The following is a 24,207-nucleotide window of genomic DNA, read 5'->3' on the forward strand; positions in this document are numbered from 1 at the left end:
CAATCATCGATCTCAGTCGATCCCAATCGCTCAAAACAACTTACAACCTCTCGTCGATTGCTGCCCCCGGAGGGTCAATGATCATCATCATCATCATCCCTCCCGGAAACACATCGTTTGTCGTAATCTCTCGCTCATCGTGCGAATGCCACATGAAGGCGTAGCCTGCGCTAGGGTTTTGCGACGTTGCGGTGGGTGGCAATGGTCGCGTGATCGGCTGTACCCCGCCACTGTCTAAAGCCTGCAGCCCAAGGTAAGGCGTTCCGCCGTACCAGAAGCCGTTGGTGACAACTTGCGGGTCTGGCGGCGTAACCGGCATCGGCTTGTTATGGTCGGCGCACCACTCGCCGTAGTTTGGTGTCACCCCGGGGATAGCAGGCGGATTGCTGGCATTGGTATAAAAACCCGCCGTATCCGGATAACATGGAGCGGGATCCCTCGCACCGGGACCGCCTGCAAATTTGTGGCCGTAGACGTCCCAGTTCAAGCCCTTGCCGGTCCAGGTAAATAGCGCGTCCACCGATTGCCCGGACACTGAAGGAAAAGTAAAAATCAGTGGCCCGGCGAGACTGGTTTGATCAACAGTTGAAAGCAATAGATTGCCATCCCTTGCCAACACCCGCGCATGATTGCCGTGGATGTGTAGCGGATGTTGGATTCGCCCTTGACCGATCTCCCGTACCAGCATCGTTTCACCCGGATGCAGATGAGGATTGCCGTTATAAGGCTGCGCCGGGTAAGCCGGAGAGAAGGACCCGTCCATATCATCCGGCATAGAACGCCCGTTGATCAGGAAATAATTCGGATGATACGGTTCGGTTTTGACGATGATGGGCGCACAGACCTTGGCACCGCCAAGCAATGCACTATCACAAGCCTGTACCTGATCCAGGGCCGCTGAGTGGATGGTGGAGTCCATCTCTGACAGCTGAAACAAATACTCGCGGTCGTAGCATGTTTGCGGGTGCCCGTAGGCAGAGCTGGCAAGCCTGAAATCGGTTTGACTACCGAGGGCGGACTTATTGCAGCGTGTGGGGGCAGTTTTTGGTAACACAATGATCGCGCCGTATAAACCCATTTCAATTTGCAGCTCTGCCTGTGTGCCGCTGTGGTAGCCATAGGTGCCAGGCTTGGTCGCTTCAAATGAATAGCGCACTGTCTGCCCGCGTGCCGCCTCGCGGGTGAGGATGCCCGGCGTACCGTTGGTGGCGGAGGGATGGCAAACCCCACCGCTGATGGGACCGAAACACACCTGAAACCCGGGAAATACGATCGAGGTATTTCCCGCAGCTGCCGGTAACGCATTGACGAGTTCAAGAGTGACCATATCGCCTTCGGTAACGATTAACGTCGGTCCTGGCAATTGCACGAGAGCACAATGGCTGGTACTGGTCATCGCTGCCGGCGCGAAACCGGCGGGGGACGCTGGCACAACCACGCCAGGCGCAGAACCCGTTCTGCCGCAACCATATCCCCAGGAATACACTAACGCGCCGTCCGGCTGCGATGAATAGGCAGCGCTTGCCACTAGCGAGAATACCGGCGTAGTAGCGCCGCCCGTAATGCCGGGCACGGCCGCTTGCGCGGGAGCGCTCCAGCATCCGCACACTGCGATCACTGCTATATTTAGCGTCATGACCGCCTTAGCGAACTCCCCGATACCTCTGTGTAGTAGGTTCTCCACAGCCCCTCCTATAGAACGTGAATTTCAGTCATCATGCCGCCGAAATTTTCAGCATCATTCGACAAATGGTCAAGTTGGGTCGTGTACAGAAAATAGGTACCAACAGGAACCATACTGACATCAAGGATCACATCGGCTGACTCTCCTCCTCCGATGGTCACCGAGTTGGTGGTGTAGTACAAATTTTCACCAGCGGTATCGCGCAGTAGCCGGGCATGGAAACCGATCACCAGCATCGGCACGCCTACGGTCGCCAAGGTGTGATATTCAGTCACGCTCAAATTCGATACCCGCAGCAGCGCTCTGGTCTGGCCGCCGGTTTTATTAATTGTGATCAGCGTAGGCTGAACCTGCGATTCGCGCGCTACCCCGTCGCTGGCAGCGGTAGTCATGGCACCGCCGGGTAGAGGATTGGTCGATGCCGCCGGCAGACCCGCATATCCGGGTACCCCTATGGTATCGGGGTATCCGCGGCCGCTCAGCAGGAAATATTTATCCTTCATATCAGCGAATGGCTCAGGATTAAACGTCATACCAATAAAGTGGAAGTTAGGATCGAATCCCATCATCTGGATCGGATATTCGACATCATAGCGGGTCGAACCATCGCCATCGTTATACGCATATTTGGCACCCGCGATCTGCACTACACCGTTATCCCTGCCAGGAAGCGGAGTGGAACATAGAATATCTTTCTTGCAGTCTTCGGGGGGAAAACTCACATTCGGATAGTGCGCTGCGACTCGCTTGGAAATAGGTACGGTGGGGTAAAGATAGTCATGTAGGGCGATGTAAAGATTTTCCCCGGGTGCTAGCCGATTCTGGCGAGGGCGGACAAACAGTTGGCCCACCATTCCCATCTGCAAATGCTCCGGCGGCGTAATATGGCAATGCCAGAAATAGGTGCCGGCGTCGGGCGCCGTGTAATAGTAGGTAAAACTACCCGCGATGTTAATGGCGACCGATGCATCCGGCACGCCGTCGAAAAAAGACGACGCGTTAGGATAACCATGGAAGTGGACCGTGTGCTGCTCGAAAAGATCAGGCCGCATGATCATCCCGACGTTCGACAGCGTCAGAAAGAACTCATCATCTTCGTCAATCGCCATCATCGGTCCGGGCGCTTGCGCCGACAACACACCGTTATTCATCATAAGTGCCGGTTCCGTAATGGCGGCATTGTTCGGCGTGGTTCCATCCCCTGGAAATACCGGACCGACAAATGCACCATTGAACACCTTAGCGACTTCGGTCCCGGGCAAACCATTATTCAAATCGGCCAACCCAGACAACGCACCGAAGCCAAATAAGTATATTTGCTGTCCATCTGCCATCGTGGCAAATCCGTCTCCACCAGAAATATGCTGGCACTTGATCTGGGGGTTGGCATTTGCGGCTGTGGGCCGACTGAGGTCACCGACAATCATCGAGTCGACCTTTCCGTCGAGCGATTTATGCAGCGCCGTACCATTCGGACATTGCACACGAAAGTTCTGTGCTCCGACATGGGTGCTAGCTAGAACGAGCAGTAAAGCGGTCAACCCGCTGTAACTCAACTTCGTAATCGACATCACGACCTCCTTCACTTCGTCGACAGAATGTGAACTTCATCAATACCGTTTGTTGTCAAACATGATGGCAGAGCTGTTTGCTCAACTTTTTGTCTGCCTTGGTCGCGGAGAGGAGGTGAGATGCGTCATCGGGGACTTCCCCGCACTCAGCGTCGGTTCAGCTCGGTCTTCTGGCCAAAAAACTATTTGCTTTGGTGAGGCTAAATCGCTTGTTCCGAATCAGCGCAATCTATTTTTATTTTCCATTTCCCTTGGCATAATAGTACGTTTCTTCACAGAGAAAAAATATGGGGGTTTCTCCCCAAACTGGCGGTAGGGTATCCATTGTGTGACCCAAAACGAGTGGGTTGACGGGAACAATAGACCTAAAATCTTTGCACTAACGGCAGTGCCAAAACAAGCAGCGGGTGTATTCAATTATTTTGCAGATGCACGTCGCGGCGTTCATTCCCGTGGGAGGGAAGCCAAAATAAAATCTGCAGACATCACGGCACAATCCAATCGCCATCGACAATCGGTTGCATGGACCCCTGCTGTGCAAAGCGCACAATATAGCCACCCTTCGAGGCAAAGCGCTGGCCGGGTGCCAGTCCTAGGCGAGGATAATAACCATTAACCAGGCGTCTGCTTAACATCGCCTCAACTTGCTCGATTAAATAGTCGCGCACAAAACTATCAAGCATATCCCCCAGGCTTTCTGACAAAATTTGACATGCCAGATAAGTGTCGGCCTGCACCCGTTCGCTCACGACAGGAATATTGCGTATTTTGAACCATCCTAACGGAAAGTTCATCCTGACTTTACGCACCTCCGGTAAATCGAACGGATAGGTCATCAGTGCGTTCTCACGCCATGCAGGCGGCAGCGGCGCGTTTTCCAATTGCGCCATGACGCCTGATAAAAATAATGATTCCCCCGGCTTTGGGCTGGAGGGCAACAACGCGAGATCGGGCGGACGCAGCCATAACACCAACACATCGCTAGCCGCCACACTATCGACCGCTTTGGCTAGCTCCGCCGCATTATCCGACAGCTTAAGGACGCGGGACGTCGACTGCCATCCTGCAATTTTCAACGCGTCTGCGAGTGCAGCGGACGCTTGCGGTCCGATGTCTCCCTCCCGGAAGACCTGAACCAAGCGCCGCCGCCCCGGTGTGACGTATTTATGACGCAGACGATATGCCAACAATTCCGCTTCCAGCAGCACCCCTCTGGAAAAATAAATCGTATAGAAATCGTTCTCGGTATTGACCGGAATTTCGACATTGGGTAATAGACAGGGAATCGCCTCGCGCTCACAAAATCGGTGAATCGGAGCCCAAGTTGTCCCACCCAGCCCGGAGACAATTGCAAAGACCGGTTCCGCAATCATGCGTGCGTGCAATTGCTGCTCCCAAACATCCGGTCCGCCGGTGAGTTCCCACACATGTAGCTGCCATTTACGGGAGACCCGATACATGATGCCCTTGTCGCTTTTCATGCGCTGAAAGCCACCGCGAATAAATTCATTTTTATCGCGGAAAAAGCGTTCCAGCACATCCAGCATTCCCTGCCGCTTTACCGGGTCGGCATCGGGTGTGATGATGGTTGCAAAGTGCAGCGTATCGTCGGTGACACCCAGCACTCCGTCGCTTGAAAGGACTTTTAAATAGTCAATTAGGGCGGCCATAGTTACGTCGTCGAATACGAAGCGCGGCATCAGCGCATTGAGCGGCTTCCCATCGCGGCCTATGCCATTCCGGATCGCATTGGCGAGGGTCGCATCGGTGTATGGCTGGTGCTTCGGAATAAAACCTGCCCCATAGCGAAAGTCGATATCCTCCGGCTGGTTACCATGTGGCCTGAACAAATAGCGGCCGGCAATAGGTGGGATGACGAATTTTCCTTCCGTCGTACCAAATCCGCTGCGGCGATGACAATTGACGCAAGCTGCTTCGGCACCCTTTACCGATCCGTTAGCACCCCATTCCGCACGCACCATCAGGCCAAAAGGCAGCATACCCTTGCGGTACAGCTGCAGTGCTGCGTCGTTACCGGTTAAGGGATCTGCCAAAGTATTCGATACAGTCAGCACGAGCAACATTACCATCATGAGCAGAATAAATCCCGCCAGCCTTCGCCTCACCGACAATCGCTGCGCAATCTCCAGGTTGCCTGCCACAATGCGCCCCTTTACTTGACAGCGACCAGATTGCGGTAGGCGTTGAGTAGATCGGCCGCAGAAGAAAGGCCATCGATGCGCAGCCAGGGTTTTCCCGGGGCACTGCGCAATAAGGTCACTGGATTATGGTTCATCTTATCGCCCCGATAGACATCAAACGCGCGTTGGGTGGCGATACTGGCTTCAACGCTGCCGGTGTAGTGATTCCATTCCGAATCGGCGCCGAATTTTTTTGCATACTGTTGTAATCGCGCCGGCGTATCTTCTTCAGGATCTATCGATATGGAGACAAGATGAACCTTATACTTATCACTACCCAAAGCCGTTTGCAATTGTGAAAACGTTTGACTTGTCAGAGGACAAACCGTTGTACAGGTAGTGTAAATAAAGTTCAAAATAACTGGCCGCCCGTCATCTAACGCGTTAGTCAGCGAGACCGTTTTACCATCCTGCTGCACCAGATTTACCCGCGGCAAACTATATTCAACAACCACCTGAGACGACTCGGTTGACATGTTGCGATGATGACGATGTGCATGCACCTCCATATCTTCGGAAAACGCACTGGTCGACGCCAGTACAGCTGAAAAAAATAGCGGGCCAAAGATTATTTTGGGAAGGCGCATGTTGATTTCTCCAAATAGACGTACAAACATATGGTGATGCGGTGGGTTGCCCTATTCTTCAGCAAGGGCTTCCGTGCTGGCTATGAGGAGCGACTTCATTATGGCTCTCCGCGATAGTATTTCAATACCTTCGGTACATAATTGCGGGTCTCGTTATAGGGAGGTACACGATAACCAGCGCGGATCACGGCATTCTCTCCTGCGTTGTATCCTGCGAGGGCCAGTTCGATATTGCCATCGAAGAGTGTTAATAACCAGCGCAGGTACTGCGCGCCCGCTTTCAAGTTTTCGCGCGGATCAAGCAGATTTTTGACACCGAAGCGAAGACCGGTGTCGGGCATCAATTGCATCAAGCCGCGTGCGCCTTTGCGCGATATGGCTTGCGCGTTATAGCCGGATTCGGCTTTGATCACTGCATGCAGTAAAAGGGGGTCCAGCCCATAAACCTTTGCCGAATCTTCTACTAGCGCTTTGAGTGCCAACGGAATAGAAAAAATAATTCCTCTCCGTGGATGAGATTTTTGCGACGTGACCTCAGCCACCGCTGGGCCGGCAACGACGATCGTTGGCGTGTCGCCAGAGCTAAAGTTTGACAGGACTAATGTACCCTCGGCATTTACACCCGAATAGACTTGCGCAATCGATGGGCATGAAAAAAATAGCGCGCCTGCGCAAAACATAAAGATTAAAAGCCGTAGGATCAAGATCGTCATTTTTTTAGCCTCACATACATGTATAGGCTATTGCGCTGCCAATTGATCTACCCATCATCCCTTTCTTTCCATGGGTATAACTCCCCAAAATTTTTCAGGCGGGGTTTTACTAGCACCAAAAATATTTCCTGCAACCGTTACCCCCGGGAGGGAGGGAAAGTACTACTTTTAGCGAATATACCCGCACTTCTTAGTTGACAAAAGGTATTATAAACAACAATATAAGTTGCAATAAACATAAAACAACTTAGACCCACTTTGCTCAAGCCAGTTGTCTGTTTCCGCCCAGAAAACTTCTATAGCCGGGCGTGACGGATGGTCTTCACAGGGTGGGATCTTCGGTTCAGGGAGAAGGATAATGACCCGTAACGCCACCCATGGCGCAAAGTCGCTGGCGCCTGTACATATTAGCTGGCACGCTGGATTTACTCTGCTTGAACTGCTGGTGGTGATCCTTATCATCGGCTTACTGGCGGGTATCGTTACCCCCCGCTATTTTGAGCAACTCGGCAAATCGAATACCAAAATAGCCCGTGCTCAAATCCATTCTTTTGGAAAAGCGCTCGATCAGTATCGCTTGGATGCAGGGCATTTCCCCACCACTGAACAGGGCTTAAAATCACTGTTCACAAAACCTAACGATGAAGAAAAATGGCAAGGCCCGTATCTGGTCAAGGCCGTGCCGCCTGATCCGTGGGGCCGCGAATTTATCTATAAATCTCCGGGCGATCACGATGACTACGACATCAGTTCTTTAGGCGCCGACGGACAGATAGGCGGGACAGGTGAAAACACTGATGCGGGCTCCTGGATGCCCCAATAGAGGCCCAACTTCACCAGCAGCGCAATGAATATAAGGAGATTCTAATGGGCGACGCACGTACCCTTGAGTTTGATGTTGTGGGAGTAGCGGAAGCCGGTGCCATCCGCATCCTTCGGATTTCTGCGGCTGATGCAGATCTCGCCACGCAACGCGCCCAAGACGAGGGATTGCGCGTACTCTCCTGCCAGCCGCGTCCCTCTGGTTTTTTTTGGACAGGAAACACGTCCAAATCCAATACCGTGCGTTTGGATATAGCGCTATTCGCCCACGAGCTTGGCGCCCTTCTTAACGCCGGCTTGGGCATCATTGACGGGATCGAAACCTTGGCGGAAAAGGAACGGTCCTCTGAAACCAGCCGCGTACTTGGGCGCCTGGTACGCGCATTGAAAGAAGGACGAAATTTTTCCGCTGCGATGCGTGATAGGCCGGACGTTTTTCCGCAACTCCTGATTGCGAGCATCGCTGCCAGCGAGCAAACCGGCGATATGGCAGCCGCACTGGGCCGCTACTCAAGTAATTTTGAAACTTTGCGGGAAATTCGCTCAAAAGCGTTCGGTGCCGCAGTATATCCATTGATGCTGCTTGGAGTTGGTGGAGTGGTGGTGTTATTTTTATTGGGTGTCGTGGTTCCTAAATTCTCGACATTGATTGAGAGTTCGCGGGGAGAAATACCGTTCGCTTCCATGATGCTGATTAACGTCGGAAAAACAATTAATTTACATCCCCAAATCATGGGCGGCGCGCTTATTTGCGTGTTGCTGTCACTAATATCGGCGTTCCGGCGTGCATCACGTGCCCACTGGAATTTACCGATTTTAGAAAAACTGCCCCTCGTAGGTATATTGATTCGGATGTTTCGACATGCGCAGTTTTACCGCACTAGTAGCATGTTGATCGAAGGAGGAATCTCCGCTGTCCGGGCATTTGAGATGTGCAGTTCACTGCTTAGCCCCGGCGATAACAAGCAACTTTTGCGTGCCGTCGTTGCGATGCGCGAGGGCTGCGCCATCGGGCCGGCACTGCAAGGCGTGGGGCTAGCAGACCCGGTTGCATTACGCATGCTAACGGTAGCGCAGCGTACCGGACAGCTGGCAGAAATTTTGGCCCGAATTGCGTCGTTCCAGGAAAACACCCTGGCACGGTCGATTGAGGTTGCTACGCGCTTGTTTGAACCAGTATTGATGCTACTTATCGGTCTCATCATCGGTGCCATAGTCGTGCTGATGTATTTACCGATTTTCGACATCGCATCGAGTTTACAGTGAACCTTATAGGATCATTATGCAAAACGAATTTCTCTCACTCACGCGTGTCCTGGATGCCAATTTCATCAGCGAGGTCCAGCAACAATCAAACACTGCGTTAAATACTATTGAGCGCATCGAAGCAAGTTTTGGCACCGATTCAGACGCTTACCTGCAAGCAGCTGCGACGTACTTTCGGATGCAACCGAACACGCTCGATACTATGCGTCTGATGAAGCCAGACTTCGAGCTAATTTCCTTTGTCGAGGCCAACAAGCGGCTTTGCCTGGCGTTCTACGACATCAATCAGAAATTGATTCTGGTGATGGCCGATCCATTGGACGTACGTACCCGCTCCTGGATCTATGCGAAGCTACGCAACCACAGCCAGCAATCCCCGCACTGGGGTATCGCCACCATTGCGGATGTGCGTTCTTATCTTATTTCAATGGAGAAATCGGTACGCGCCATGGATTCGATTGGGATATCCGACGCTACGACCACCACCAATGACAGTAACGCCATCACCATCTCGATCGAAGGTATCAGTAGCACCGAAAGTCGCATCGTCCGTTTGGTCAACTCAACGATTTACGATGCGTTGCGTGCAGGTGCAAGTGACATTCATCTGGAAACCCAGGCGCATGGCATGAACATCAAATACCGTCTTGATGGCGTGCTGACGCTGATCAAGCATGTGGATGGCAGCGACACCTCAGAGCAAGTACTGTCGCGCGTCAAGGTCATTTCCGAACTAGACATTGCGGAGCGGCGGATTCCGCAAGATGGTCGTTTCAAGGTACTGGTAGAAGGCCGGGAAATCGATCTCAGGGTATCGATTATGCCGAATTTATTCGGCGAGGATGCGGTATTGCGTATATTGGATAGATACCATCTAGCAGGCGAACGCAAGGCATTGAGCTTGGAAACACTTGGGTTTTCTGAACCGGCTAGGGCATTTGTCAGACGGCTGTCTGCTTTGCCGTATGGCCTGCTGTTAGTCACCGGCCCTACCGGTAGCGGTAAGACCACAACAGTGTATGCCGCTATCTCTGAAATCAATACCGGCCTGGACAAGATCGTTACCATCGAGGATCCGGTCGAGTATCAGTTAGCCGGAGTATTGCAGATCCCCGTCAACGAGAAAAAAGGGCTTACCTTTGCCCGGGGACTACGCTCGATTCTGCGCCACGATCCCGACAAGATTATGGTGGGCGAGATTCGTGATCCGGAAACAGCCCAGATTGCGGTGCAGGCTGCGCTCACCGGGCATCAGGTATTTACGACCGTCCATGCCAACAATGTATTTGATGTGATTGGACGATTTGCCAATATGGGGGTCGACTCATACAGCTTCGTGTCGGCACTGAACGGCATTCTTGCCCAGCGCTTGGTGCGTATTAACTGTCCGATGTGCTCGGTTCCGGACACTCCATCTGCAGAATTGATTGCGCGTTCCGGACTGAAGGATATTGCGTTCGCATGCGTTGACTTCAAGCGCGGGCTGGGATGCGGACATTGCCGTGGCACAGGCTTTAAAGGACGACGTGCCATCGCCGAAACTTTGGCGCTGGACGATATCTTACGCGACCTGATGGGAGAACGCGCAGCGTTATCCAAAATCAAGCTCGCTGCCAGGCAAGCGGGACTCAGAACGCTGCGTGAAGCCGCTGTCGATTTAGCCACCCAAGGTTTGACTACTCTAGAGGAGATCAATCGTGTTACACCTGTGGAATAAACCGGCTACGCTGGTGATCGATACCGATCTAGTTACGGCGAAAATTGGCACTCTTGATAACCTCATCGTGGAAGTCCTCGGAAGCGTAACTGATATGCCCGATAGCTTGGCACGCTACGAGCATCTCAGCGCGGCTATAAAAGATGCGTTAGCCGATCTGAAGACCAAAGTTAAACGACCATTTCGCACGATCAATGTTGTGATTGCCGACACTCTGGTGTATTACGATGTGCTGGAAATCGATGCCCGGGTCATCTCATCACACGAATTACAGCGGCTAGCTGGTTTGAGCTTGGCCGATACCCTTGGACTGGATGCGTCTGATCTGATGCTCCGCTGCTCGATTCAAAAAGGCGGTCTGAGCGTGGTAATGTGCGGCATTCCCATCCCGATACTTGACGCTATCAAGCATGTAATACAACAAGCCGGATATAGATTAAATAGGTTAGAACCCGCATTCGCAGAATTTTTAAATTGTCGTACCGGGCTGCTGACCCAACCCAATGCGATGGTGGCTAAACTGCGCCATCATTCATTGACGCTAGGATTAATACGAGAAGGAAAATGGCAGGCCTTCGCGAATGAACGTTTGTCGCAGCGGGTGTGGGAGGAGTTGCGCCATAGCTGCGATGCTTTTTGCAGTCGGGTAGGAGTCCCCGATCCGCATCTGTTACCAATTTTATTCGACGCCGATATCGAAGAAATCCCCACCGATGCAAGCGGTCGCTGGCAACCGTTACTACTCACAACGACGCTGTCGTAGGAGCCAATATTGTGTCCTCATTTTATCGACTTCATTTGAACTTCGGGGCTCAGCGCGCTACCCATCCTTTCGGAATAGCCTTGTTATCTGTAGGTGTTTTAGCCAGCGGATACGGGGTGCTGCAGTTTAGTTCGGCCTATATGAACCGCCAAAATCAATTGATGGAAAGCGATGCATTAACGATGCGCAAGAGCGCTTTCCAACAAAGTGAAGAGACCCATACGAAGGTTTCAGCGACCCAACTTCAGCGCTTTCGCAATGCCGCGTTAGTGGTCAATGAATTGCGAATGCCATGGGATGATTTACTCCAGATACTAGAGTCAGCGCCGATGGAACAGGTCGCTCTACTTTCGATCGAACCGATCGCCTCACGTCACCAGCTGCGGCTTTCTGCGGAAGCGCGTAACGTTTCGACGATGTTGGATTATCTGGTCTATCTGCAGCGCCAACCTTCATTGCATCAGGTAATTTTGAGCTCCCATCAGGTCCAACGTCAAATACCGGGATCGCCAGTACGCTTTCAGATACAAGCCAGTTGGAGCGAGAAATGAACATCTCATCGGCTTTGATTGCTGCCAATTATGCTTTAACCCGTCGATTGGGAATGAAGGGGCTGATCGGACTTGCCTTAATCATTTTTACTTTACTGGTAGTGCTAGTGGTCACGCCGCGTTTCCAACAATATACACGCCAGCTCCAATTGCAAACCGCAGTACAACAGACGGCCTTGAATCGTGACCGTAGGATCAAGAAAGTGGCACCAAAATCAATTGATCAGCTCACACAATTTAATGACTGGTTTCCCACTATCAATCAGAACGCGGGCGATTTGCGGCGTGTTTTGGAAGAAGCAAACAAAGCAAAACTTGACATTAATAAAGGAGATTATCAAATCTCGAGTGAAGCAAGTACCGAATTTATCAAGTACGAGGTTGTATTTCCGGTCAAAGCCAACTACAGCACCCTCCGCAGTTTTGTAGCGGGAGTACTCAATGCGGTACCTAATGCCTCACTTGCGGAGCTGCACATGGAACGCCCTGCGGCAAATAACGACATGCTTGACGCCCGCATCCACTTCACACTTTTTTATCGGGGAGCATGATATGCGATTCAACATTCCCCGCCCCCGCCTAGTGGTGTTGCTGGTTATGGGCATGCTGACGGCGTATTTGGCAAACTATTTTAGCAGTGGGCCGGGTGAGGACACGATCGTGGAACCACTCAGTCGGACGCATGCCAAGGTTGCATCGTATCCGCATGCAGGATCATCATCTTTATCGACCTCATCGCTTGCGCTGCCTAAGCGTGCCGAACTGGATCAGGTCTCAAAAAATAATTTATTCGCGGCTACCGACTGGACTCCTCCGCTGCCGCCGGCACCGGCACCACCAAAGGCTGCTCCAGCGCCACCACCGCAAGCGCCGCCAATGCCTTACAGTTTTGTAGGGATGTTGGAGGATCGCACCAAACCGACCGCCTTCCTCGCCAAGGGCGAAGCGCTTCTGATCGTCTCCGCTGGCGACACCCTTGATGGCAACTACCACGTTGACACAGTCAGTTCCAGGGAAATCGCACTGACCTATCTGCCGTTGAATCAGAAACAAGTCATTCGAATCCAAGGAGAACTCTAGTGATCCAACTCAAAACCAACAGCCTACGTATGACCCGCGCGCTATTACCGTTGCTGATCACAGCAGCACTTGCAGGATGCGCGGCGCAACAGTTTAACAAGGACGGACAACGGCAGATCCGAGAAGGCCAATATGAACAAGGACTGGCAAGCCTGCGCAAAGCAAGTCTGTTGGAGCCGGATAATTTGCGGTATCGCCTTGATTATATGGATCGCCGGAATGAAGAGACCCAAAATTTGAACCAGCGTGGGGAGGCTTTGCGTTTAGCCGGTGATTTCGCCGGCGCGCATTATGCTTTTTTGAAGGCGCTGAATCTCGACCAAACGAATGAGCGTTCACGGCGCGGCATAGTCGATGTGGAACAGGACGTCCGCCATAACGATATTCTTGCTGATGCCGATAAATTAGCCACTGCCGGGAAGCTCGACGCTGCGAAGGATCGCATCAAGGTAGTTCTGTTGAGCGATCCGGCGAATAAACATGCCATTGAGGCAATGCGCAGGATAGATGACCAGCTGGATGTCCAGCACCGCGCAAAAGAGGCAGTGATCGTGAGCCAGTCAATTTTAAAAAAACCGGTCACACTGCAATTTCGGGATGCCAATTTGCGGATGGTGTTTGAGGCACTCTCGCGCACTACTGGTCTAAATGTTATCTTCGACCGCGATGTCAGAGCTGACTTGAAAACCACTATATTTGTCCGCGACGGCTCTATCGAAGATACGGTCGACTTAATTTTGCTGCAAAACCAGCTTGAAAAAAGAATTCTTAACGCTAACACAATGTTTATCTATCCGGCGATAGCGATAAAGCAAAAAGAATATCAGGAGCTGAAAGTACGTACATTTCAGATTTCCAACGGCGATGCAAAATATATTCAGGGGATGCTGAAGAGCGTGCTGAAGATCAAGGAAGTACAGGTCGACGAGCATACGAACACGCTGGTACTACGCGATACTCCAGAAGCATTGTCGGTCGCGGCGCGTGTGATTGCAGCCCATGATCTTCCAGATGCAGAGGTAATGCTTGAAGTCGAAGTGCTTGAAATTTCGCGTGATCGACTATCCAACCTTGGCATCGTATGGCCTGACAACTTCAATGTGTCGACGCCAACCGATGCAAATGGTGGCGCGTTGACATTAGGTGCATTGAAACATCTTTCCGCTAACAGGTTACTAACGACCCCGCTCCAAGCTGGATTGAATCTCAAACTTCAGGACACCGACGCCAATCTCCTGGCGAGTCCCCGCATTCGTGTGCGCGAGCACCAAAAAGCGAAAATACTCATCGGCGATAAAGTCCCTATCATTACTAATACGGTAACGCCGGTGTCAACCGGTACGCCAGTGATCACCGGCTCCGTTCAGTACATTGATGTCGGTATAAAGCTTGAGGCTGAACCGCATGTCTACGCTGAAGGAGACGTCGGGATCAAATTAAATCTTGAAGTCAGCAATATCGTCAAGGAAATTTCAGGTCCTGGCGGCTCGTTGGCATATCAAATTGGTACCCGGATGGTGTCTACCAGTCTACGACTGCATGATGGAGAGACCCAGATATTAGGTGGGCTGATCAGCGATTCGGATCGTAATACCGCAGCCAAAGTACCCGGGATTGGTCAGCTTCCGATACTTGGCCGCTTGTTCTCAAACAATAATGGCAACCGTACCAAAACTGAAATCGTACTGTCGATCACGCCGCGTATTTTACGGGCTAAAGGGATTGCTGAAGATACAATGGCCGACGTCTGGTCCGGGACGGAGGGTGCCATTCGCGAAAATCCGTTACGTTTAGACCCTATTTCAAGTGTCAGCGCAAGTCCCACTAGTCCCGCAGCAAATACCGCTATCCGGATCGAACCCGTGCCGCTACCGCTCCCATTGCCCGCCAAGCCGATTGAGGCGGTCAGCACCGGTATGCCAGCGGGATCAGGAATTGTAGTTGCGGCACCCGTCCCATCGGTGCCAAAAGAACCCGCTATTTTGCCACCGACGATTATCCCGACGTCTACCCTTCCTCCGCAGAGTGCAATCGTCCAGCCCGCCCTGCCCGGCGGCACTGAGGTGGCAGCTAAAACCAGCATGGTGAACATCAATGGCGGCAACAATCCTGACACCGCTTCAACCAGCATAGGCATACCGCTCAGCGTTGCCGCTATCGTTCCGGCGGCAACTGGCGCTAGCCCAAAAATTACCTTGAGCTCGCCTGACAATGTCAAAGCCGGAGAACGTTTCAACGTGACCCTGAGCGGCGAGAATTTCGACAATATTCATGCCATTCCGCTTTCAATTCAGTACGATGCAGTGGTACTGACATTGGTTGAGGTAACGCTGGGGGAATTTAGCATTCGCTCCCACGCTGGTAGCGTTGCCCCTTCCATCAATCAGACTGCGGGCCGCGCCAGTATGCTGCTGACAGCTGATCAAGCAGCATCGTTCATGGGGTCGGGAGATTTACTTAATCTTGGATTTGTCGCGAAATTGCCCCGCAAGCGGACCCAGGTGTTGGTGGCAAAAGTCGATGTCAATGATGGGCATACCTTACTCACTATAGCGCGCCCTCAGCCACTTACATTAGCCGTCAATCCATAACAGCGGTTTGTGGAAAAAAGACTTTACCTGCGTTGACTTTATAGTAGAAGTTAAAGGGTGGGAATACTAATAAGCGATGCTCTAGGATAGATATCTTTAAGGCGCTATTGATGAATACTTCAAATCACCAGCAGATAAAGCGCGCTTCGGTTTGGCGGCAGAGAGCCCAGCCGTGGAGATGGCTGGCCAGCGCAATATGTGCGCTAGATTCGGTATACGCTCTAAGCTACCTTCAGCCGCCAACGAGGCAAGCAGGCAAGGGGGCGCGTTCAATCATCTCAATTTGCAGAGTATCTGCGCGCGGGTTTACGTTAATTGAGTTGGTCGTTACGCTCGCGTTGGTGGGGGTAGTGGCACTGGTCTCCCTACCACTATATGAAATTTCGTCCGTGCGTGTGAAGGAAACCGAATTGAAACTTGCCCTACATCAAATTCGCGGCGCACTTGATGCCTACAAGCGAGCGTCGGACAATGGCCAGATTCTTAAAGCTGCGGGTGAATCTGGCTATCCACCAACGTTGGAAATTTTAGTAAATGGCGTGGAAAATCCTTCAGATATCAAACATGGGCGGTTAATCTTTCTGCGCAGCGTGCCGCGTGATCCATTTTTTTTAGATGCAACGCTGCCAGCCGACCAAAACTGGATGCTACGCAGTTATGGGAGTCCGCCTGAGGCCCCGCAACCAGGCGAAGATATCTTTGATGTTGCCTCTTTGTCCCCTCGCAGGGGCCTTAATGGCATTTACTATAAGGATTGGTGATCATGAAACGTGCACCTTCCACCCCTGCCCGCTCCCGCAATAAGGCCTTTACCCTCATCGAGATGGTCATCGTCATGGCACTCATCGGCCTGCTGCTTACGCTCGCCGTGCCACGATATTTCATGGCACTGGAAAACGGAAAAATCAAGGTTCAGCAGCAGAACCTAGCCTCAATACGTGATGCGATCGATAAATTTTATGGTGATCAGGGCCACTATCCTGAAACGCTCGATACGTTGGTGCAAAGCCGCTACCTGCGCAGCGTCCCGATTGATCCACTGACCGAAAAGAGCAATTGGACGATTGTGGCGCCTATCGAGACAGGATCCAGTAAGGAACTGAACCCTGCGTCGGGCACAGATGCAACCGGGAATAGCGGAGCAATAACCGGAGTTTATGACGTGCATAGCGTCGCAGAGGTAAGTGATGCAAAATAAATATCTAACCACCGCACCCAGTCGCGGTATTGTATTACTTGCGCTGCTATTAACGCTGGCATTAATGGGAATTGCTTTGATGGGGGCTGTTAGCTGGTGGTCTCTGGAGCGCCAGCGTGAAAACGAAGAAGACCTGCTTTTTATAGGTAATCAATATAGGCTAGCGATTGAACGGTATTATTACGTAACGCCTGGCAATGGCAAGGCGTTGCCAATGCGCTTGGATGAGCTGATTGAAGATCAGCGGTTTCCCTCACCTGTGCGGCATTTACGCCGCCTCTACCTCGATCCGATGACCGGGGAGCCGTTTGAATTAATCCATATCGGCGAGCAGATCCATGGTGTGGCGAGCAAGTCGCAGAAAAAGGCTATTAAACGAAGCGGGTTTTTTCCACCCTACACAGCGTTCGAAGGAATAGAAACATACGATCAGTGGACGTTTTTATTCACCCCGCCACGAGGCAGAAAAGCAGTATCTATCACACCGAAAGTAGCACTAAAACAAGAAAAAATCAGGGAGTAAAACCATGAGCCATCGCGTCTTAATCGTTGAAAACCATAATTTGTTACGAGAAGGCCTACGATCCATGATCATGCGCCTGCCCAACTATGAGGTTGTTGGTACCGCGCGGGACGGCAAGGAGGCAATACAGAACGCTGTTCTATTGCAACCCGATCTGATTTTAATGGATCTGTCCATGCCTGGCATCAATGGGATTGAAGCGACTGCACAAATAAAACGACGCATGCCTAATATCCGTATCCTTGCGCTAACAGGGTATAAAACCGACGAATATGTACGCGAGGCGTTACGAGCGGGGGCGGATGGCTACGCACTCAAAGATTCTTCGTATGAAGAATTTATCAGTGCGATGGATGCCGTTATTACTGGAAAAAAATTCATCTGCCCAGACTTGTCTGTGCAGATGATAGATATTATCTTACGCGGCGACGCAGAGCCAGCAGCCAATGCCCCGTGGAGTACGCTGACCTCCCGTGAACGCAGCATTATCAAGTTAATCGCGGAAGGTCGTACGAATCGCTTGGCGGCTGAGTTTCTTAATATCAGCTCTAAAACGGTTGAAAAGCATCGGGCTAATTTGATGCACAAACTTGGGCTGAAGAATGCAACAGAACTTATACTGTTTGCTCTGAATATGGGATTAATTGAAAATAAAAATTAATCGAAGGTTGTAGAAATGGTTTTATCGCATTCGCCAAGGCTGGCCGATGCTTAACTTAAGTCTATCCGGTCTGCCAGTCATGTACTGGCCGGTATCGAATTCATGCACATAATCCGCAAGGGTCAGTTCGCGGTCGATGGCGCCACTGCCATGTCGTTCGCCGACCAGTTTTATTCGCTGGCGGGACAAATCCGTCCACTGTAATCGGGGCCATGTTTTGCACAGGAAAATCCCTCTCACGCTCAACAATGCGACAAAACCCACGCTTCCCGATGCGCTTTTCGACGCAATCCTTGATGCCTTGGCGATCTGTTCGGCGACCCAGCGATTTTTGCTGGTTGCGGATGGGTAGGTATAGCCCTTTGGCCCCGTTGTAACAGGCCGTCGGCGACCCTACGCTGCAGTGACTTCTCCATGGCTTTCTCGCCCTCTTCGGGGAAGAGCTTCTCGATGTCGCGTCGGGCCATAACATACACGCCTCGGCGGTCAAGTTCTGAAAGTTTCCGGATCAATTCGATTTTTTTCATCAAGTCATCTCCAACCCGATTTTTAAGTAGGGAACGGGTAGACTTAGTATTGACGACGGCGGTGGCCTAGTTGCCTCCGGTTTTAACTGCACTCATTGACTGCGTATCAGCGGAAAATGGCATTAAAAACGATTGTTGTATCCGAAATTTGTTGACCACTGCAGCTCTTGCTGATACTTTCCAGCGGCTCCTGCAAACTCTACACTTGATCGATGCCGTTAACATTGCGCAGTCGTGTCCGCAGGGGAAATCGCCCTTCCGGACGATGCCCTATGCTTGTCATATCGGACGATTTTTATAGGGTAATCGTACTTTTTAATACAGATTGATACGGTTAATTTTTAATGTCTATTACTTACTCTAGTCTGAATCATCCTTTGCGCATCCACTTGGCGGCTGAAGTGCATTCGCGCCCATTCCTGCGCCTTGATGCCCCTGAAAGGCTGACGCATCTGGCTATCTATTCGCATCAGGGCAGCGACGTTAGCGAAGGTAGTGCAAGCACTCATTATGAGATGTTGTCTGCGCTCTGCGTACATTTTGGCGTGGCCCGTCCCAGTGCGGAAACAAAATATTTTTTCTATGACTTCGGCCGATTTCGCCTGAAATGGGAATGCCATACAGAATTTTCCACCTATACGTTTGCCGAAAAACACGAAACCACGTTATTGCTAACGGATGCATTTTCCCGAGTCCCCTTATCCCATCTTCCCCATGAATGGCTGCTTGGCCTGCGCGGAAAAATCATCGTGGCCGCACATGTTGTGCTGGATCGAAGCGATGTCGCTACAGACGTGGCGGCTAAAGACTTGCGGCAACTGTTTGAAGGTAACATGCTGGTAGTGGGCAGCCAGGTATTGCAAGGAGGGGAAATATGGACGGACTTCCAGATTCAGTCAGACGGTTTCAGTCGCTTTGTCGTGCGCGACGTGGGTCTGCGTGAGCAGCAGGCCGGACATTTGATCCAGCGCGTGTTGGAAATCGAAACCTACCGCATGATGGCATTGCTTGGTTTGCCACATGCGCAGAAATCGGCACCCATCTTGAATGTGATCGAAGCGGAGTTGGCCATGCTGACTGCAACCATGGTAGATACTGATGCATTATCTAGTTCATCCCTGATGGAAGTGGACGATGAACAGGCTTTGTTACGCCAAATCACAGGCTTGGCCGCCCGTATTGAAAAACTTTCACTGGAGAACAGTTATCGCTTCTCTGCGTCGCAAGCATACTTCCGTATAGTGCAGTCACGCATTGAAGAACTACGCGAAATCCGAATCGAAGGCGTACCTACGGTGGGTGAATTCATGGATCGCCGCTTGGCACCCGCCATGAATACCTGTACCTCCACTGCCCGCAGACAAGAAGCATTGGCCGAACGCATTGCACACACCAATGACTTATTGCGTACACGGGTCGGCATTGTTCAGGAACAGCAAAACCGCAAAATTCTGCAATCCATGAATAAACGGGCTGCCCAGCAATTGCGCCTCCAGCAGGCAGTCGAAGGCTTATCTGTGGTGGCCATCTCGTATTACTTGGCTGGCTTATTCAATTATGCAGGAAAAGCAGCGAAAGGCGCAGGCTGGCCAATCAATCCGGATATCATGACAGGTATTCTGGTTCCGATAATCGCAATCGGCGTGTGGTTGGGCTTACGAAGTCTTCATAAAAATATTCACACATTGTGAAGTTGGCCGCCAGACTGATAAAACGGCGCGCTACGATGCCGAGAATTTTTTCAATAGTATGCCGCTGCGATTACCGGATCCACCGCTTGAGCAGCCGCGATATGCGTTGCAAGTGGATGCTGACTACATTCGCTCGGTCCCGGCAAAGTATCATGGCAGACGCTCGTTTGTGATCATTGCCGCGCAGCTTCGTCATCCAGACGGTCCATCAGCATCAATGGCGTACGTGAATGACGAGATGTGGTCAGCCCTGGACCGATTTCACCATTTTTTACATCGGCACGACGTTCCGATTGATGCACCAGTGGCCATCATTAGCGATGGGGGTGAAGATGTTGCCTACCCGACTTATTTACCCTGGCGGCCAGTCCAGCGCATCTTCGATTGGTTTCATATTGCAATGCGGTTCGAGCACATCCTCCAGCGGATTCGCGGCATGCGCCATGCGCAGCCAGACGACGCCGCTACCCTGATGAAGGAAGTTGAGCCTGCAAAATGGCGGCTGTGGCATGGTCGCGCACAAGGTGCGATCGAACGGCTGCGCGAGGTTGCTAAAATAACGTCCGGCAAGCTTCAGGAGCAAGTGAAAGGCATGCTTGGCTATCCGGGCTCAGATCAGAGCCGGTTAATCAACTATGGTGCTCGCTATCGGGCAGGTTTTCCGATCTCGACGAGCCTGGCAGAGTCAGCGGTTAACTTTGTGATCGGAGATCGCTTCAAAAAAAAACGACAAATGCGCTGGACTCTTGCTGGCGCGAATGCTCTGTTGCATATTCGAGTAGCAGATCTCAACGGTGAGTTTGCCGATATTTTTAAGAAACCGCTCTATGTAAAGCACCCAAAGTTCACACAAAAAAATCTTTGGGAAGACTTCCCTAGGGCTGCGTAAATCAAGAGTTCAGCCCCCGATTTCGTCCGCTCTCTCCATCGAAACAGAAAGTTATCACACTATTTTTTAGCTCGAATTTCCGTAACAGGGGCGGCGTTTTCTACATTTTTTGTGATGCCACGCATACGATTTATCATAAATTTTGCAGCCATAGTGATGTGTTTTCGTGCCATACGCTCGGCACCCGTAGCGTCTCCTTTTATAATGGCGTTAAGAATTTCCTCATGCTGATCCCAAATGTTGCGCGGGGTTTCGTCGCGCATCAAGACCTCGCCCATTACCCGATGAGTTTGTACCCAATGTGTATCCATGGCAGGCCCAATGAGAGGATTCTCCGATAGACGATAAATGAACTCATGGAATTTCATGTCTGTCGTAATCATATCTGTAACAGAACCGCTTTTTACGGCCTTAAATCCATTCTTAATCAGGGCGGGTCCCAGTTTGGCAGCTAACACCGAATTCTTGGTGGCTGCGAGCGAGCAAGCCAATCCCTCCACAACCGCACGAATATTGTACATATGCTGGACATAATCCAAATCCATGGGCGCAACCATAAGTCCCCGACCGGGGGCATTCTGCAGTACGCCTTGATTGCGCAACAGCAGCAACGCCTGTTGTACCGGTTGTCTTGAAACGCCGAGTCCTTGGGCGATTTCCTCTTGAATAATGCGCGAACCGGGTGACAGTTTACCTTCCGATATCTCCGAAATAATTGCTTGGTAGACTCGCTCCACCACAGTGGGAGCAGCTGTTAGCTCTTTCATTTAGCTATTCCAATCTTAAATTTAGCTTTCATCATGCGCTTGCCGATCAGATCTCAACCATTTGACGACCTAACCCCGATCTTTATGGCGCAGACAGTCGGCGGCGTTTCCGCTCGCAGGCCGAAACAGTTGCCATCTTTGCACACCTTTTGCACGATCAATTTATTGGCAATATCACGACCGCAAGTGGAAAATTTCATACAGGAGATTAGCGCAGCTGGTTTAGCTTTCGGGGCTAATCATCTTTAGATGGGTTTTCAGCGCAGCCGGATCGTAGCCCTAACACCTCGGAGCTCTTTGTGCGTGGCAAGACTATACAATAACTTGCGATGTCTATTAAAAAATCCTTAGCCGCAACCGCCGCGATCTGCGCTTTCCAGGTAACATATGGCGTAAACGAAAGCAGACCGTCCGGTAAACGGTTTAGCCGCCCCTCCACCCTCTCTGAAAAGTGCCGCCAAGATCCATAAGCATTTAGCCATAAATATTATGACAGTCATGTCGCACAACCTCGTGTAGGAAGTTGCGCGCCCGACTCAAGGACAAACGTTCTAAATCTTAAACATCACTCATTTAAATTGTGTTGTCAGTGCTCGTTACCGCGCGCCACTCACGCTCGGCATTGTCCCACGCTGCAAGTGGCTGCAGATCGGGTACCCAGGCGAGGCCTGACCGTGCGTCCGACGATATGGCGGAGGGCGTCACCACCACATCGAGCAATGCGGGACGGTTGGCGAGCGCGCGGGCGATTGCTGCGGGAAGCGCGTCAGCATCGGTAACACGCTCAGCGTGCATACCAAAACTTCTTGCTATGCCTGCATAGTCGGAGAACTGAAGCCGCGTTCCTACTACGTTCCCATGCGTTTCTGCCTGATCACGCACTTCAATCGCCCATGAACCGTTATTGGCGACGACAATTAAAACGGGGGCCTTATGACGGACCGCTGTATCCATTTCCATTGCATTAAAGCCAAACGCGCCGTCACCTGTGGCCACCACGACCGTACGGTCAGGAAAAGCCAGGCTCGCTGCGACGCCAAATGGTGTCCCAACGCCGATGCATCCTAGGGAGCCGGGATCAAGATAGGTGGAAGCAGGCAAGCCCACCCGCGTAAAACTAAGGAAATCACCACCGTCTGCTACCACCACTGCATTGCTCGGCAGGGCTTCGCGTAATGCAGCCAATAGTCTGTTCGGATGCATCATGCCATCTTCGCCCGGCGGTGCATTTCGCATCGTTTTGACCAATTTCTCAGCGCGGGCGAGATGGTCTTTCCTCACTGCCTGGGTCCAGGCGGTGTCCGTTTGCGGTGTCCGGTCCCCCGCCGCTTCAAGGATGGCTTCCAAAGCCAGCTCTGACGAAGCAAAAATCTCCACCGCACCGCGCCGGTTGTCGCGCAGTTCTGCCGCGCAATCCGCGATCCGCAAGAACTGCGCCTTTTTGAAAACAGCAGGTGAGCCGTAACCTAGCTGAAAGTCGAGTCTGCGTCCAACGGTCACAACCACGTCGGCTTCACCCATGACTGATCCACGCATCGCTCCGACCACCGAAGGATGGCTGTCAGGAACAACTCCCCTGGATTCACCTGTATCAAGGTAGATCGCATTGAGGCGATCGAGAAGGCGGATCAATTGGGGCGAGCTATCTCTGGCTCCTCTGCCTGAGATGAACAGCGGACGGCGAGCAGACCAGAGTAATTCTACCGCCTCCTTGACAGCTGCAGGATCGGGAAGCAGCTTGCGCTTAGGCTTGGGCTTAAAGTGTTCCGGCATCTGTAGCGCCAAAGGTACCTCGGCACGTAGCGTATCGACGGGGAAGTCAAGATACACCGGCCCTGGTTCTCCGCCATCTCCAAACGCGCGGGACACGGCTTCATCAAGCTCCTGCAAGATCAGTTCAGGCTGGCGCACTGTACGCGCATAGCGTGTAATTGAGCGGACCAGTTCGGTATGCGATATATCCTGCAGCGCCCCTCGATTCTCCTGTTGGCTGGGCGTGACGCCGGACAACACCAGCACAGAAGCGCGGGCCACATGGGCATTGGCAATGCCTGTCATGGCATTGGTTACGCCAGGTCCGGCAGTGACAAGAGCAACCCCGAGTTGCCCCGTCAGTTCGGCATGGGCATGCGCCATATATACCGCAGCCCGCTCGTCACGCACGTCAATAATCCGGATACCTTCTACGTCGAGTCGCATCCAGATCGGCATGATGTGGCCGCCGCACAGTGCGAATACCCGATCAACTCCACGCGCACGCAAGAAGCGGGCAATTACCGCGGCGGATGAATTGTCAGAAATTTTGCAATATCCCATATTTGTTTCTCCAGGTGATGGCTTCTTTATTCAAGAAAGCCGGTTGAAATGCTGAACAATGCGGCGACGACAACGAGTCCGGCAATGGC

21 protein-coding genes and 2 pseudogenes are annotated in these 24,207 nt (G+C 51.9%); 16 read left to right on the plus strand and 7 right to left on the minus strand.

Annotated features, from left to right (window positions below):
- Nucleotides 1–40: 40 nt before the first annotated feature.
- The 5 genes from HAV38_RS19935 to HAV38_RS19955 all read right to left on the minus strand — a co-directional run bounded on the left by HAV38_RS19935 (nucleotide 41) and on the right by HAV38_RS19955 (nucleotide 6,756).
- Complete coding sequence (locus HAV38_RS19935; RefSeq protein ID WP_168057311.1) at nucleotides 41–1,636, minus strand: multicopper oxidase domain-containing protein; 1,596 nt, start codon at nucleotides 1,634–1,636, stop codon at nucleotides 41–43.
- Between the two features lie 56 nt (nucleotides 1,637–1,692).
- Entirely contained in the window at nucleotides 1,693–3,255 is a 1,563-nt protein-coding gene (locus tag HAV38_RS19940) for a multicopper oxidase domain-containing protein (RefSeq protein WP_168057159.1), read from the minus strand.
- A gap of 485 nt (nucleotides 3,256–3,740) precedes the next feature.
- Nucleotides 3,741–5,417, minus strand: coding sequence for a c-type cytochrome (locus HAV38_RS19945; protein ID WP_245182481.1), 1,677 nt, complete (start codon nucleotides 5,415–5,417; stop codon nucleotides 3,741–3,743).
- Between the two features lie 11 nt (nucleotides 5,418–5,428).
- Nucleotides 5,429–6,043, minus strand: coding sequence for an SCO family protein (locus tag HAV38_RS19950; protein ID WP_168057160.1), 615 nt, complete (start codon nucleotides 6,041–6,043; stop codon nucleotides 5,429–5,431).
- Between the two features lie 98 nt (nucleotides 6,044–6,141).
- A complete protein-coding gene (locus HAV38_RS19955; protein WP_245182482.1) occupies nucleotides 6,142–6,756 on the minus strand; it encodes a lytic transglycosylase domain-containing protein in 615 nt (204 codons plus the stop codon).
- A 358-nt stretch (nucleotides 6,757–7,114) separates the two neighbouring features.
- Between HAV38_RS19955 and gspG the strand changes: the two genes are divergently transcribed.
- The 16 genes and pseudogenes from gspG to HAV38_RS20025 all read left to right on the plus strand — a co-directional run bounded on the left by gspG (nucleotide 7,115) and on the right by HAV38_RS20025 (nucleotide 21,035).
- On the plus strand, nucleotides 7,115–7,579 hold the full coding sequence (gspG, locus tag HAV38_RS19960; protein WP_168057161.1) for a type II secretion system major pseudopilin GspG: 465 nt from the start codon (nucleotides 7,115–7,117) through the stop codon (nucleotides 7,577–7,579).
- Between the two features lie 44 nt (nucleotides 7,580–7,623).
- The gene (locus tag HAV38_RS19965; protein WP_168057162.1) at nucleotides 7,624–8,844 is read left to right on the plus strand and encodes a type II secretion system F family protein; all 1,221 of its coding nucleotides are present in this window, start codon (nucleotides 7,624–7,626) and stop codon (nucleotides 8,842–8,844) included.
- Nucleotides 8,845–8,860: 16 nt separating this feature from the next.
- The gene (locus HAV38_RS19970) at nucleotides 8,861–10,561 is read left to right on the plus strand and encodes a GspE/PulE family protein (RefSeq protein ID WP_168057163.1); all 1,701 of its coding nucleotides are present in this window, start codon (nucleotides 8,861–8,863) and stop codon (nucleotides 10,559–10,561) included.
- Complete coding sequence (locus HAV38_RS19975) at nucleotides 10,542–11,324, plus strand: hypothetical protein (protein ID WP_168057164.1); 783 nt, start codon at nucleotides 10,542–10,544, stop codon at nucleotides 11,322–11,324. Before HAV38_RS19970 ends, HAV38_RS19975 begins: the two co-directional genes overlap by 20 nt.
- An 11-nt stretch (nucleotides 11,325–11,335) precedes the next feature.
- Entirely contained in the window at nucleotides 11,336–11,875 is a 540-nt protein-coding gene (locus HAV38_RS19980) for a hypothetical protein (RefSeq protein ID WP_168057165.1), read from the plus strand.
- On the plus strand, nucleotides 11,872–12,426 hold the full coding sequence (locus HAV38_RS19985; protein WP_168057166.1) for a hypothetical protein: 555 nt from the start codon (nucleotides 11,872–11,874) through the stop codon (nucleotides 12,424–12,426). Before HAV38_RS19980 ends, HAV38_RS19985 begins: the two co-directional genes overlap by 4 nt.
- A 1-nt stretch (nucleotide 12,427) precedes the next feature.
- A complete protein-coding gene (locus HAV38_RS19990) occupies nucleotides 12,428–12,955 on the plus strand; it encodes an immunoglobulin domain-containing protein (RefSeq protein WP_168057167.1) in 528 nt (175 codons plus the stop codon).
- Nucleotides 12,955–15,546, plus strand: a complete 2,592-nt coding sequence (locus tag HAV38_RS19995; protein ID WP_168057168.1) for a cohesin domain-containing protein — start codon at nucleotides 12,955–12,957, stop codon at nucleotides 15,544–15,546. Before HAV38_RS19990 ends, HAV38_RS19995 begins: the two co-directional genes overlap by 1 nt.
- A gap of 110 nt (nucleotides 15,547–15,656) precedes the next feature.
- Nucleotides 15,657–15,905, plus strand: a pseudogene (locus HAV38_RS22190) (type II secretion system protein); the annotation flags it as partial.
- Between the two features lie 51 nt (nucleotides 15,906–15,956).
- A complete protein-coding gene (locus HAV38_RS20000) occupies nucleotides 15,957–16,307 on the plus strand; it encodes a hypothetical protein (RefSeq protein ID WP_311734906.1) in 351 nt (116 codons plus the stop codon).
- Nucleotides 16,308–16,309: 2 nt separating this feature from the next.
- Nucleotides 16,310–16,744, plus strand: coding sequence for a type II secretion system protein (locus tag HAV38_RS20005; protein ID WP_168057170.1), 435 nt, complete (start codon nucleotides 16,310–16,312; stop codon nucleotides 16,742–16,744).
- Nucleotides 16,734–17,267: a type II secretion system GspH family protein gene (locus HAV38_RS20010; protein ID WP_209216833.1), complete on the plus strand. Its 534-nt coding sequence runs from the start codon at nucleotides 16,734–16,736 to the stop codon at nucleotides 17,265–17,267. The genes HAV38_RS20005 and HAV38_RS20010 overlap by 11 nt, the downstream gene beginning before the upstream one ends.
- Nucleotides 17,268–17,271: 4 nt before the next feature.
- A complete protein-coding gene (locus tag HAV38_RS20015) occupies nucleotides 17,272–17,928 on the plus strand; it encodes a response regulator (RefSeq protein ID WP_168057172.1) in 657 nt (218 codons plus the stop codon).
- Between the two features lie 57 nt (nucleotides 17,929–17,985).
- Nucleotides 17,986–18,132 (plus strand): annotated as a pseudogene (locus HAV38_RS21720) (IS6 family transposase); the annotation flags it as partial.
- A gap of 667 nt (nucleotides 18,133–18,799) precedes the next feature.
- On the plus strand, nucleotides 18,800–20,146 hold the full coding sequence (locus HAV38_RS20020) for a DUF3422 family protein (RefSeq protein ID WP_168057173.1): 1,347 nt from the start codon (nucleotides 18,800–18,802) through the stop codon (nucleotides 20,144–20,146).
- Between the two features lie 112 nt (nucleotides 20,147–20,258).
- Nucleotides 20,259–21,035 (plus strand): hypothetical protein, encoded by a 777-nt coding sequence (locus tag HAV38_RS20025; RefSeq protein ID WP_168057174.1) that lies wholly within the window; start codon nucleotides 20,259–20,261, stop codon nucleotides 21,033–21,035.
- Nucleotides 21,036–21,094: 59 nt separating this feature from the next.
- On the opposite strand, the gene HAV38_RS20030 is transcribed toward HAV38_RS20025, so the two are convergent.
- Nucleotides 21,095–21,802 carry a GntR family transcriptional regulator gene (locus tag HAV38_RS20030; RefSeq protein WP_168057175.1) on the minus strand — a complete coding sequence of 236 codons (708 nt, stop codon included), beginning with the start codon at nucleotides 21,800–21,802 and terminating at the stop codon, nucleotides 21,095–21,097.
- 573 nt (nucleotides 21,803–22,375) lie between these two features.
- Entirely contained in the window at nucleotides 22,376–24,118 is a 1,743-nt protein-coding gene (locus tag HAV38_RS20035) for a thiamine pyrophosphate-binding protein (protein ID WP_168057176.1), read from the minus strand.
- Nucleotides 24,119–24,207 lie beyond the last annotated feature (89 nt).

The organism is Glaciimonas immobilis (assembly GCF_011947285.1).
In the GTDB taxonomy this organism is placed as follows: Bacteria; Pseudomonadota; Gammaproteobacteria; order Burkholderiales; family Burkholderiaceae_D; genus Glaciimonas; species Glaciimonas immobilis.